At 46.1% G+C, this 12,221-nt stretch carries 11 protein-coding genes; 10 read left to right on the forward strand and 1 reads right to left on the reverse strand.

The features are described from left to right. Positions 1–2: 2 nt before the first annotated feature. The 9 genes from nuoL (at position 3) to GQ359_RS03925 (ending at position 9,329) form a co-directional block, all read left to right on the forward strand. The gene (gene nuoL, locus GQ359_RS03885) at positions 3–2,063 is read left to right on the forward strand and encodes an NADH-quinone oxidoreductase subunit L (RefSeq protein ID WP_215387657.1); all 2,061 of its coding nucleotides are present in this window, start codon (positions 3–5) and stop codon (positions 2,061–2,063) included. A 24-nt stretch (positions 2,064–2,087) separates the two neighbouring features. Further along, positions 2,088–3,554, forward strand: a complete 1,467-nt coding sequence (locus tag GQ359_RS03890) for an NADH-quinone oxidoreductase subunit M (protein ID WP_215387659.1) — start codon at positions 2,088–2,090, stop codon at positions 3,552–3,554. Positions 3,555–3,564: 10 nt separating this feature from the next. Further along, positions 3,565–5,070, forward strand: coding sequence for an NADH-quinone oxidoreductase subunit NuoN (gene nuoN / locus GQ359_RS03895; RefSeq protein WP_215387660.1), 1,506 nt, complete (start codon positions 3,565–3,567; stop codon positions 5,068–5,070). Between the two features lie 105 nt (positions 5,071–5,175). Next, entirely contained in the window at positions 5,176–5,778 is a 603-nt protein-coding gene (locus GQ359_RS03900) for an NUDIX domain-containing protein (RefSeq protein WP_215387661.1), read from the forward strand. Between the two features lie 61 nt (positions 5,779–5,839). Further along, positions 5,840–6,367: a DUF1178 family protein gene (locus tag GQ359_RS03905; protein WP_215303361.1), complete on the forward strand. Its 528-nt coding sequence runs from the start codon at positions 5,840–5,842 to the stop codon at positions 6,365–6,367. Positions 6,368–6,448: 81 nt separating this feature from the next. Next, positions 6,449–7,183 carry a transporter substrate-binding domain-containing protein gene (locus tag GQ359_RS03910; protein ID WP_215387663.1) on the forward strand — a complete coding sequence of 245 codons (735 nt, stop codon included), beginning with the start codon at positions 6,449–6,451 and terminating at the stop codon, positions 7,181–7,183. Between the two features lie 61 nt (positions 7,184–7,244). Beyond that, positions 7,245–7,898, forward strand: a complete 654-nt coding sequence (locus tag GQ359_RS03915; RefSeq protein ID WP_215387664.1) for an amino acid ABC transporter permease — start codon at positions 7,245–7,247, stop codon at positions 7,896–7,898. A 34-nt stretch (positions 7,899–7,932) separates the two neighbouring features. After that, positions 7,933–8,664 carry an amino acid ABC transporter ATP-binding protein gene (locus GQ359_RS03920; RefSeq protein WP_215387665.1) on the forward strand — a complete coding sequence of 244 codons (732 nt, stop codon included), beginning with the start codon at positions 7,933–7,935 and terminating at the stop codon, positions 8,662–8,664. Then, positions 8,664–9,329: an amino acid ABC transporter permease gene (locus GQ359_RS03925; protein WP_251367949.1), complete on the forward strand. Its 666-nt coding sequence runs from the start codon at positions 8,664–8,666 to the stop codon at positions 9,327–9,329. The genes GQ359_RS03920 and GQ359_RS03925 overlap by 1 nt, the downstream gene beginning before the upstream one ends. An 82-nt stretch (positions 9,330–9,411) precedes the next feature. On the opposite strand, the gene GQ359_RS03930 is transcribed toward GQ359_RS03925, so the two are convergent. Continuing rightward, positions 9,412–10,932: a CoA-acylating methylmalonate-semialdehyde dehydrogenase gene (locus GQ359_RS03930; protein WP_215387667.1), complete on the reverse strand. Its 1,521-nt coding sequence runs from the start codon at positions 10,930–10,932 to the stop codon at positions 9,412–9,414. Between the two features lie 148 nt (positions 10,933–11,080). Between GQ359_RS03930 and GQ359_RS03935 the strand changes: the two genes are divergently transcribed. Then, entirely contained in the window at positions 11,081–12,202 is a 1,122-nt protein-coding gene (locus GQ359_RS03935; RefSeq protein WP_215387668.1) for an NADH:flavin oxidoreductase/NADH oxidase, read from the forward strand. Positions 12,203–12,221 lie beyond the last annotated feature (19 nt).

Below are 12,221 nucleotides of genomic sequence, written 5' to 3' on the forward strand. Positions count from 1 at the left end.
TCATGCAATTGACCTTAACTCTTCCTGTTCTCTGCGCAATTCCACTGGCGCCATTATTTGGCTCAGCTATTGCAGGATTTTTTGGTACTAAATTAGGCGGTAATCGCATTGGAAATGGCGCTTGCCAGTTTGTCACCATTCTCGGTGTGATGATCGCTTTCGTCCTGTCTTGCTTTGTCTTGGTGCAAGTAATGGATGGCTTTTATTTCAACGGTACCGTCTATCGCTGGATGCAATTAGGCGAGCTCAATCTTGATATCGGCTTTTTAATTGACCCACTGACAGCGACCATGATGTGTGTGGTGACATTTGTATCTTTGATGGTTCACATTTACACCATTGGTTATATGAAGGGCGAAGAGGGCTATAACCGCTTCTTCTCCTATATCTCCCTCTTCACCTTCGCCATGTTGATGTTGGTGATGAGTAATAACCTCTTGCAACTCTTCTTCGGTTGGGAAGCAGTGGGTGTAGTTTCTTATTTGCTGATTGGCTTCTACTACGAGCGTCAATCTGCTGTATTTGCCAATATGAAGGCCTTCTTGGTTAATCGTGTTGGTGACTTCGGCTTCATCCTCGGCATTGGATTGCTATTGGCTAGCACTGGCTCTATGCAATACGATGTGATCTTTGCTCAGAACACAGCACTGGCTGCCCAAACGCTACCAGGTACTAGCTGGAATTTAGTCACCGTAGCATGTATCTGCCTCTTTATTGGCGCAATGGGTAAATCAGCTCAGTTCCCATTGCATGTTTGGTTGCCAGACTCTATGGAAGGCCCAACACCAATTTCTGCATTGATTCATGCTGCAACGATGGTGACAGCCGGCATCTTTATGGTGTCCCGTATGTCACCTCTATTTGAGTTGTCTGATGCTGCATTGAGTTTCATCTTGGTAATTGGTTCGATCACCGCGCTCTTCATGGGCTTCTTGGGCATCGTTCAAACTGATATTAAGCGGGTAGTTGCTTATTCAACGCTCTCCCAATTAGGCTATATGACTGTAGCCTTGGGCGTATCTGCTTACCCAATCGCCATATTCCATTTGATGACGCACGCATTCTTTAAGGCGCTCTTGTTCCTCGCTGCGGGTAGCGTGATTTTGGGTATGCACCATGAACAAGATATGCGCAAGATGGGCGGACTCTGGAAGTACATGCCAATTACTTGCTTAATGATGTTACTAGGTAACCTAGCATTGATCGGTACCCCATTCTTCTCTGGCTTCTATTCCAAAGACTCCATCATCGAGGCGGTAGCTGCTAGCCACATCCCTGGCTCTGGCTTTGCTTACTTCGCAGTGATGGCCAGTGTTTTTGTAACAGCCCTATATTCCTTCCGCCTGTACTTCTATGTATTCCACGGTAAAGCCCGCTGGGGACATGCTGATGCACATTCACATGATCACCATCATGATCATGCAGAGCAGGGTGACGATCATGCGCATCATGGTTTAGCTCCCGGTGAAAAACCTCATGAGTCACCATTTGTTGTGACCTTGCCTTTGATCTTGTTGGCGATTCCTTCAGTGATCATTGGTTACTTCACGATTACGCCCTTACTGTTTGGCACTTATTTTGGCGATTCAATCTTTGTCGATATTGGCAAACATCCAGCCATGAAAGAGCTTGCTGAAGAGTTCCATGGTCCGATTGCTATGGCAATGCATTCATTGACATCACCAGTATTGCTCCTAGTGGTACTAGGTGTATTAACTGCTGCGATTGGTTACCTCTGGGCACCAAAGTTGCCTGGCGTTGTTGCACAAGCATTTGCCCCTATCAAGAAACTCTTGGATAACAAATACTATCTCGATGATTTAAACCAAGCGGTGTTTTCTAAAGGCCTGCTGTGGATCGGCGGTATCTTATGGCATCGTGGTGATCAACAGGCTATTGACGGCTTCTTGGTTAACGGTAGCGCGCATGCAGTAGGGCGCTTTTCTGCAGTGATCCGCCATTTGCAATCCGGTTATCTCTATCACTATGCTTTCGCAATGATTGCAGGCTTAGCGGTATTGTTAGCTTGGGTTTTGTACGCTTACCTGCCTTTTGTTCGCTAGGCCTTTGTTACTTAAGTAGCCATCATGATTCTTTCTTTCGCCATCTGGATCCCGATTTTTTTCGGCATCATTATTTTGTTCTACGGTTCAGAGAGACCGACGGCCGGCGTTCGCTGGTTGGCACTCTTTGGTTCCGTATTGGGCTTTATTGCAACTCTCCCGCTCATCATTCATTTTGATATTGCCAATCCTGGCATGCAATTTGTTGAAAAGATGAGCTGGATTCCTCGCTACGATATTAACTATCACCTCGGTATTGACGGTATCTCCGTTTGGTTTATCGTTTTAACTGCATTCATCAATATTTTTGTGGTGATAGCTGCCTGGGAAGTGATTGATAAGAAGGTGTCTCAGTACATGGCTTCTTTCTTAATCCTTTCTGGATTAATGATTGGCGTTTTCGCTGCTTTAGATGCTCTGTTGTTCTATGTATTCTTTGAGGCAACTTTAATTCCGATGTACATCATCATCGGTGTGTGGGGTGGTCATAACCGCATCTACGCTGCATTTAAGTTCTTCCTTTACACCTTGCTTGGCTCACTACTCACTTTGATTGCCATGCTCTATTTGTACAACGTGACAAATACCTTTGAAATCTTGGTTTGGCACAATGCTCGCCTCGATATCGTTGAGCAAATTCTCTTGTTCTTCGCCTTCTTCATGGCATTTGCTGTGAAGGTGCCAATGTGGCCTTTGCATACTTGGTTGCCAGATGTACACGTTGAGGCGCCAACAGGTGGTTCCGTAGTATTGGCGGCAATTATGTTGAAGCTGGGTGCTTATGGCTTCCTACGCTTCTCATTGCCAATTGCCCCTGATGCCAGTCAGTATCTTGGCCCATTTGTGATCTTCTTATCTTTGGTGGCTGTAATTTATGTTGGTGCAGTTGCCTTGGTTCAAAAAGATATGAAGAAGTTGGTTGCCTATTCTTCAGTAGCGCACATGGGCTTTGTGACCCTCGGCTTCTTCCTCTTTAGTCCGCTGGGTATTGAGGGCGGTATTGTGCAGATGATTTCTCATGGCTTTGTTGCTGGTGCCATGTTCCTCTCAATTGGTGTGTTGTATGACCGTATGCATACCCGCCAAATTGCAGATTACGGTGGTGTGGTTCACCGTATGCCTGCATTCACTGCATTTGCAGTCTTAATGGCAATGGCAAACTGCGGCTTGCCAGCTACCTCTGGTTTCGTGGGGGAGTTTATGGTGATTTTGGCTGCCGTAGATTACGACTTTGTAATTGGTATCTTGGCTGCAACCGCCTTGATTCTGGGCGCTGCTTATTCCTTGTGGATGGTCAAGCGCGTTTTCTTTGGTGCAATCACCAACAAGCATGTTGAGGAATTGAAAGATCTCAATGCGCGCGAGTATTTCATGATGACAGTACTGTCCATTTGTGTAATCGGAATGGGTGTTTATCCAAAGCCATTTACCGACATTATTCATCCGTCCGTGATTAATCTGCTGCAGCATGTTGCTGTCAGCAAACTCTGAGTAAAAGCTAATGCAAGCATTCGACCTATACGCCGTCCTGCCGGAACTCGTTTTACTTGTAGTCGCCTGTCTTTTGTTGGTGGCGAGTGTTTATGTACCTGAGCGTCAGCCAGTCACCCCTGGAGTAGAGCAAGATATCTTCCACACACCACGTGGCGTTGGCTTTGTTTACTTCTTCTCGATCATTTTGCTGGTGTATTTGATCTTTGCATTTTTAGGTAGGATTGGAGATGTTTCGGTCGTTGCTATGAATGGCCTGTTTCAGTCCGATCCGATATCAAATCTTCTCAAGGCATGCTCATGTGGTGCCGTGTTAGTGAGCTTGGTGTATTCAAAGCAATATCTCAGCGATCGCGCACTCTTCCGTCCTGACTTCATTGTTTTGGCTCTATTGGCTTTGTTAGGGCAGTGCATCCTAATCTCTGGCGCCAATCTATTGACTCTTTATTTGGGTCTTGAGTTAATGGCTCTGCCTACTTATGCCTTGGTAGCTATGCGTCATAGCAGTGAGAAGAGTGTAGAAGCAGCTATTAAGTATTTTATTCTTGGTGCATTGGCATCTGGTTTCTTGCTCTACGGTATGTCTATGCTTTATGGCGTAACCGGTTCACTTGATTTAATTGAAATCTTCAGAACCGTTGCTGATCCACGTGTTAATCATTTGGTGATGGCTTTTGGTTTGGTATTTATTGTTTCTGGTTTGGCTTTTAAGTTAGGCGTAGTGCCATTCCACATGTGGGTGCCCGATGTGTACCAGGGTGCTCCAACAGCGGTTACTTTGATGATTGCTGCGGCTCCAAAGATTGCTGCCTTTGCTTTGCTATTCCGTCTACTGGTGAATACTTTATTACCGTTGATGGGTGATTGGCAGCCAATGCTTGTCTTGTTGGCGGTTCTATCTTTGGTGGTGGGTAATATCACCGCTATTGCACAAACCAATATGAAGCGCATGCTGGCCTATTCAGCTATTGCTCAGATGGGTTTTGTATTGCTTGGTATGTTATCGGTATTTGATGACCATGCTTTTGGCGCATCCATGTTCTACGCGATCACTTATGTATTAACTACATTAGGCAGCTTCGGCCTCTTAATGATGTTATCGCGCAAAGGGCATGATTGCGAAACTATTGATGATCTCAAGGGTTTGAATAAACGCCATCCATGGTTTGCCTTTATTGGCCTAGTAATGATGTTCTCTTTAGCCGGTATTCCGCCGACAGTAGGTTTTGCTGCCAAGTTGGGCGTACTCGAGGCATTAGTGGACGGTGGACATACCTTCTTGGCTATCATCGCCGTGATTGCTTCATTGATTGGTGCGTTCTATTACCTCAGAGTGGTGAAGGTAATGTACTTCGATGAGCCAAAAGAGGAGCATGCTGAAGAGATTTCTGGGTCTGGCTTTGCTCGTGGAATTTTGAGTTTGAATGCGATATTCGTTTTAGCTCTTGGTATCTTCCCAGCGGGACTGATGGCTGTTTGCCTGGATGCAATGCGCCGTACTCTATTGGGTTCATAAGCAGGCCATTTAAACTGATTTTGATGAAGGCTCCGAATAGGGGCCTTTCTCTTTTCTGTCATCTGGTTTTTGTATGATGGATATTCAATTGATGAAAGACGTGCTATGAGTGAAAAATCCTTTAAAGATTTACCAATTGGCGATGCCCATTTGAGAGAAGAGCGCTTATCTGGCGAGGATATTTATGGCGGTATCTTCTTGAATATGAAGCGCGACCAAGTCAGCTTGCCTGATGGCAATCAAGCAGTGCGTGAATACCTGACGCACCCTGGTGCAGTTGCAATTTTGGCTATCTTAGATGATGGTAGGGTGCTGATGGAGCGTCAATATCGCTACCCAATCGCAAAAGCTTGCATTGAAATTCCTGCAGGCAAGTTGGAGATTGGGGAAGATCGATTGTTGTGTGCTCAGCGAGAATTAGAAGAGGAGACAGGTTATTCCGCTAGCAAATGGAGTTTTATCCGTCGCATCCACCCAGTGATTTCCTATTCGACAGAATTTATTGATATCTATCTCGCTGAAGGTCTGATCTCTGGGAAAAGCCGTCTCGATGATGAAGAGTTTTTAGACGTATTTGCCGCCCCTTTAGAGCAAATATTAGATTGGGTAGAGCAGGGTGAAATTACAGATGTAAAGACAACGATTGCAACTTACTGGCTAGACCGTTATCGTCGTGGCCTAGTGAGCCCCACGCCTATTCCAGGGTAATTTCGTAATCCTATTAAAATAGAGATATTGAATTTAGCAATTTTGTCCCTATATAGGTCTTATGAAAGTTTATAACCTCGCTTGCCCAATGGATCATCGCTTTGAGGGATGGTTTGCCTCTGAGGAGGATTGTCTTGCCCAGCAAGACAAGGGAATGCTTGCTTGCCCTATTTGCGATAGCACCGAGATTACCCGGATGCCATCTGCCCCACATATTGCTAAATCTGGCTCCAGCAAGGAAATGCCCGCTTCAACTGAATTGACTGTTACCAGCCCTGGATCAGTAGATGCTAGCGGTGTTGCCAGCACAATTAGTGGCGATGTTGTGGCCCTGACTGGTAGCGATCATTCTCAATTAGAGGCACAGGTACAGGCAGCCTTTTTAAAGGGTATGCGTGAGTTAATGGGGCGTTCTGAGGATGTGGGTAGCGCATTTGCAGAAGAGGCTCGCAAAATTCACTATAAGGAATCTCCTGAGCGGAGTATTCGTGGTCAAACTACTCTAGATGAGGCTGAGGCTTTACGTGATGAAGGAATTGAGGTCATGGCGATGCCCATGTTGCCTGCCTTTAAAAACACGCTGCAGTAGCCAGTCCAGCCCTAATTCCCCTATACTTAGTGTGCACCCAAAGTCTGGGTGTAACCATTGATCAGGATAGGAGATGTATTTATGAAACGCTTTTTTCTGGCACTGTTTGCCGCTGTTTTAGCGCTCACTGTTGTGGCTTGCTCCAAGTCCTCTGATTCCAAAGAAATTAAAGTTGCCGTTTCCCCCGCATCTCCCCCAATGCTGTTTGATGACAAAGGGCAGATCATTGGTGCAGACATGGATATTTTCCAGGGCTACTGTCAGTCTCGAGGCTGCACTTTGAAGGTGACTCCTTATGATTGGGCTGGAATGTTGGGCGCTGTTTCTAGCGGCCAAGCAGATGTTGCCTTCTCTGGCATTTCTATTACAGACAAGCGTAAAGAGGTAATGGATTTTTCCCAGCCTTACTATGACAATGCTTGGCATCTAGTCAGCATGAAGAATAAAAATATCCAAATCACGGATTTGAATCAGCTTAAGAAATACTCCATCGGCTATCCGCGCGGCATGGCTTACGATGATCTGATTAAGAATGAGTTGGAGCCAAAAGGCTACTATTCCCTGAGTAAGGTCAAACTGTATCCATCATATGCTGAGGTGATTACCGATTTGCAAAATGGCAATCTTGATCTGGCTTTTATTGAAGAGCCCGTATTTCTTAATTATGAGAACAAGCTGAAGCTACCAATTCAGAGTAGCTATGTGTTTACAGGCTTTGATAAGTTGGGCTTTGCTTTTGCTAAAGGCTCTAAATTGCGTGATGACTTTGATAAATACCTCAATGAACTTGGCCCAGAAAAATTAAAGCCATTCTAGATAAGTGGATGAAATAAACGCTGCTGATCAAAGCCTTAACTAGTAGTCGAAAGCCTGCCCTGTGACTTTTCTGGATATTCTTACCCAGTTAGCTCAGGGCATTTCTTATACGGTACTTGTAACACTCGTTTGCTCTGCAACCGGTTTAGTAGTGGGCTTATTTCTAGCAAGCTTGCGTCGTATGGATATTCCTTGGCTCATTCCGCTGATTGACAGTTATACCTATGTATTTAGGGGTGTGCCAGTTTTGGTTTTACTATTTATGGTGTACTTTGGCTTGCCGGGGATTGGTTTTAAAGTCCCACCCTTGATGGCTATGGCGCTGAGTTTGGGTCTAGTGGCATCTGCCTATTTGGCTGAGGTATTTCGGGGTGCATATAACTCAGTCGATCCCGCCGAAGTAACTGCAGCGCAGGCAATGGGGATGACGCGTATTCAGGTCCTCAGATTTATCGAGATACCGCAGATGTTGCGATTCTCGATTCCAGGCATGGTCAATGAGTTCACTTCAGTTTTAAAGTATTCGCCATTTGCTTACACCGTTGGGATCCCGGAGATTACCAAGCAAGCTATGACATTGACCTCGACAACGCTGCGGGGTATTGAAGTCTATCTAGCGGTGGGCATCCTCTATTTTGTGATTTATAGAATTTGCTTGCTCGGCGTTCAGTTGCTGGCTAAACGCTATCAAATTCCGGGGATGAGTCCAGCATGACTACCAAGATGACATTATTCAAAGGGGTAATTTTGTGGCGTTAATTCAAGTGCGGGATTTGGTTAAGGAGTTTGGCGGACAAACAGTCCTGTCCAAGATCAATCTTGATCTCAATGAGGGGGAGGTCCGCGTTTTGATGGGCGCCTCTGGTTCTGGTAAGTCTACTTTATTGCGCTGCCTCAATCGCTTGGTTGAACCCACTTCAGGATCGATCGTATTTAGGGGAAACGAGGTATTAGGGCCAGATGTTGATGTGCGAGAGTTGCGCAAGCAAATTGGTTTCGTATTTCAGCAGTTCGCTCTGTATAGTCATTTGACCGTTTTAGATAATGTCTCATTGGGTCTGCGCAAGCTGCATGGCATGGGCAAAGTAGAGGCAAAAGAAAAGGCTTTATTTGAGTTATCTCATTTTGAGATGACGCCACATCAAGACAAATACCCCTCGCAGCTTTCTGGTGGACAGAAGCAGCGAGTCGCCATTGCAAGGGCGCTTGCTATGGATCCGGCAGTCTTAGTCCTTGATGAGCCTACTTCTGCATTGGATCCTGTGATGTCTAGAGATGTCGCCGATCTGATTAATCGCTTGCATGGCGAGGGCATCACTATGATTTGCGTTACACATGACCTCAACTTAGCGCGCAATATAGCGGATACAGTGATGTTCTTAGACCGTGGTGTTATTCGTGCTGATGATCGGATTGATACTTTGAGCAAGCACGCTGATCCAGAAATCAAAGCCTTTTTTGGTGCAGAGGAACAGCGTTGATGGGAGGATGGCCATCCTTTATCCGTGATCTCACGGAGCAGATGCCCTTAATTCTGACTGGGCTGGTGAAGACTTTGCAATTAGCCGGCTTGATTAGTGTTTCAGGTTTGCTTTTGGGCATTGTGGTGTTTTATCTCACCCTCAGCAAGAATCAGTATGTTCGTAGCGCCATCAATTCTTATATCTCCTTCTTTATCGGAATGCCCTTAATCGTTTTGCTGTTCTTAATGTATTACGGCTTACCGCAATGGGGTGTTCGACTTTCTCCATTTACAGTGGCTTTTATTGGTTTTACCTTCAATGTGGCTGCCTACAATGCAGCGTATTTAAAGACTGCCTTTAATGGTTTAGACAAGACTCAACTTGAGGCAGCAAGTGCACAGGGCTTTAGCCCTCTGCAAATTTTTAAGTTCATTACTTTGCCGCAGGTCATTCGCTTTTCTATTCCAGCCCTCACTAATCAAGTGATTGCGAATCTAAAAGATAGTTCGGTTGCATTCTTGATTCAGTACACCGAATTCTTTGCGCGCATACAAGAATTAGCCGCAACAAACTTTCAATTCTTCAAAGCCTACCTCTTGGCTGCCTTGGTTTACCTAGCCTTGGTATCGGTGATTGTCTTATTTGCTCGCGCGATTGAGCGGCGCTACTTTATTCCTACTTAATCTCTAGGCCATAGGGTCGTGATAAAAAAATAGCGACCCAGAGGCCGCTATTGTTACTGATAGATACCGATCGCAGTATTAATTACTTCGAAGTTGGCATGACAAACTCTGCGCCTTTAGCGATACTCTCGGGCCAGCGCTGCATCACACTCTTTTGCTTGGTATAGAAGCGAACACCTTCTTTGCCGTAGGCATGCATATCACCGAAGAGGGACTTCTTCCAACCGCCAAAACCATGCCAAGCCATTGGAACTGGAATAGGTACGTTGATACCAACCATGCCAACCTGAACGCGACGGGCAAATTCACGGGCAATATTGCCGTCGCTTGTGAAGCAAGCAACACCATTGCCGTACTCGCATGCGTTCACTAAATTTAATGCTTCAGTGAAGTTTGCTACTCGTACGCAAGATAAGACTGGGCCAAAGATTTCTTCTAGGTAGATCTTCATTTCTGGAGTGACGTTATCAAACAGGGTGCCGCCAATAAAGAAGCCATTCTCATGACCCGGCACTTTTAATCCGCGACCATCTACGAGTAACTTGGCGCCTGAAGCTACGCCGCTTTCAATATAGCCAGTGATGCGCTCTAAGGCGGCTTTAGTTACGATTGGGCCCATTTCAGCATCGAGTTCCATGCCGTTCTTGACCTTTAAGGTCTTGGTGCGCTCAATCAGCTTTGGCATGATTTTCTCTGCAACATCGCCAACTAAAACGGCTACAGAAATTGCCATGCAACGCTCGCCAGCAGAGCCGTAGGCTGCACCAATCAAAGCATCAATCGTTTTATCGATATCTGCATCGGGCATGACAACCATATGGTTCTTAGCGCCACCCAATGCCTGTGAACGCTTGCCAAAGTGTGCGCAACGCTCATAAATGTAGTTAGCAATTGGGGTTGAGCCTACAAAGCTGACTGCTTTGACATCAGGGTTTTCAATTAAAGCATCAACAGCCTCTTTGTCGCCCTGAACAACGTTAAATACACCGTCAGGCAAACCTGCCTCTTTTAAGAGCTTGGCCATCAACAGGGAAGCTGAAGGATCGGTTGGGCTTGGTTTCAGGATGAAGGTATTACCGCAAGCAATGGCTACCGGGAACATCCACATTGGCACCATCACGGGGAAGTTAAATGGGGTAATACCAGCAACTACTCCCAAAGGCTGACGCATGACCCAGTTATCAATATCGGTAGAGACTTGCTCGGTGTAATCACCTTTAAGTAGCTCCGGAATGCCGGTAGCAAATTCAACGATATCAATACCGCGCGTGACTTCGCCTTGGGCATCAGTAAATACTTTGCCGTGTTCGGCAGTAATGATGGCAGCCAATTCATCACGATGGGCATTGAGTAGCTCAAGGTACTTGAACATGATGCGTGCGCGGCGCAATGGGGAGGTTTGGCTCCAGCTTTCAAAGGCCTTTTGGGCAACTTCCACGGCAGCATCAACATCCTTGCGGCTAGCTAAAGAAACGCGTCTTGCAACGGCTCCTGTAGAAGGGTTAAAGACATCGGCAAAACGACCGTCTTTTGGGTTGACGACTTTACCATCAACAAAATGACCAATATCTTCTTTTGATTCAAAGGCTTGTGGTGTGCTCATAGATTTTGCCTAATATTTTTTCTAGTTTTTTGGGTCTATATACTTGGGCGACCTGATATCCGCAAAAGTTTATAGCCTCGTTTATCCTACCATTTCTATTTTATCGCTTTCATTACTTTTTCGCTGTTCAGGATCCAAGGGCATTTAAATGAGTCTTCTATTTTCAAGTTACACGCTGAGCTCACCAAAGGGCGATTTAAAGCTCCCCAATCGCATTGTTGTGGCACCCATGTGCCAATACTCAGCTGTAAATGGTGAGGCCCAGGATTGGCATTTAATGCACTGGGGCAATCTCTTGAATAGCGGGGCAGGCTTGTTCATTATTGAGGCCACTGGTGTGACGCCAGAGGGGCGCATTACCCCTGCCTGCCTTGGTTTGTGGGATGACCGTACGGAGGCCGCCCTCAAGGACAAGCTGAGCAGGGCTCGTAAGCTGGCACCAGCAACTCCTGTTTTCATTCAGTTGGCGCATGCTGGCCGAAAAGCCTCTAGCGCTACCCCCTGGGAAGGCGGGCAATTGCTCTCTAAAGAGCAGGGTGGTTGGGATACGCTTGCCCCATCAGCTATTCCTCAGTTAAAGGATGAGCGTTTACCTCATGAACTTTCTAAAGCAGAGTTGGCAGAACTCATTGATGCATTTGTTGTTGCGGCGCAGCGTGCTGAGCGCATCGGCGTTGATGGGATCGAATTGCATGGGGCGCATGGCTACCTCTTACATCAATTTTTATCGCCAATCGCCAATCAGCGCACTGACGAATATGGTGGCTCTTTTGAGAATCGCATCCGCTTCCTCTTGGAATTATTTGCAGCAGTACGTAATGCATATCAAGGCGTATTAGGTATTCGGATTTCTGCCAGCGATTGGATTGAGGGTGGCTGGACTCCACAGGAGACTACGGATTTTGCATCCCGCCTAAAACCATTGGGATGTGATTTTGTACATATCTCATCGGGAGGTATTTCACCATTGCAAAAGATCGCGATAGGACCAAATTACCAAGTGCCATTCGCTAAAATCGTAAAAGATCAATCTGGTTTGCCTACGATGACAGTTGGCTTGATTACAGAGCCTCAGCAAGCAGAAGATATTCTCCAAAAGGGAGATGCAGATTTGATTGCTTTAGCCCGTGCATTTTTATACAAGCCACGATGGGCGTGGGAGGCCGCTGCAGCCTTAGGTGGCACGGTGCCTTCAAATGAGCGTTACTGGCGTTGTCTACCGCGTGAAGCTCAGGCTATATTCGGTGATGTCAAAGTAGGGCAGCGATAATAGAGTCCCATTCCTTATT

Origin of the sequence: Polynucleobacter sp. AM-7D1 (assembly GCF_018688455.1) — a bacterium.
Taxonomy (GTDB): domain Bacteria; phylum Pseudomonadota; class Gammaproteobacteria; order Burkholderiales; family Burkholderiaceae; genus Polynucleobacter.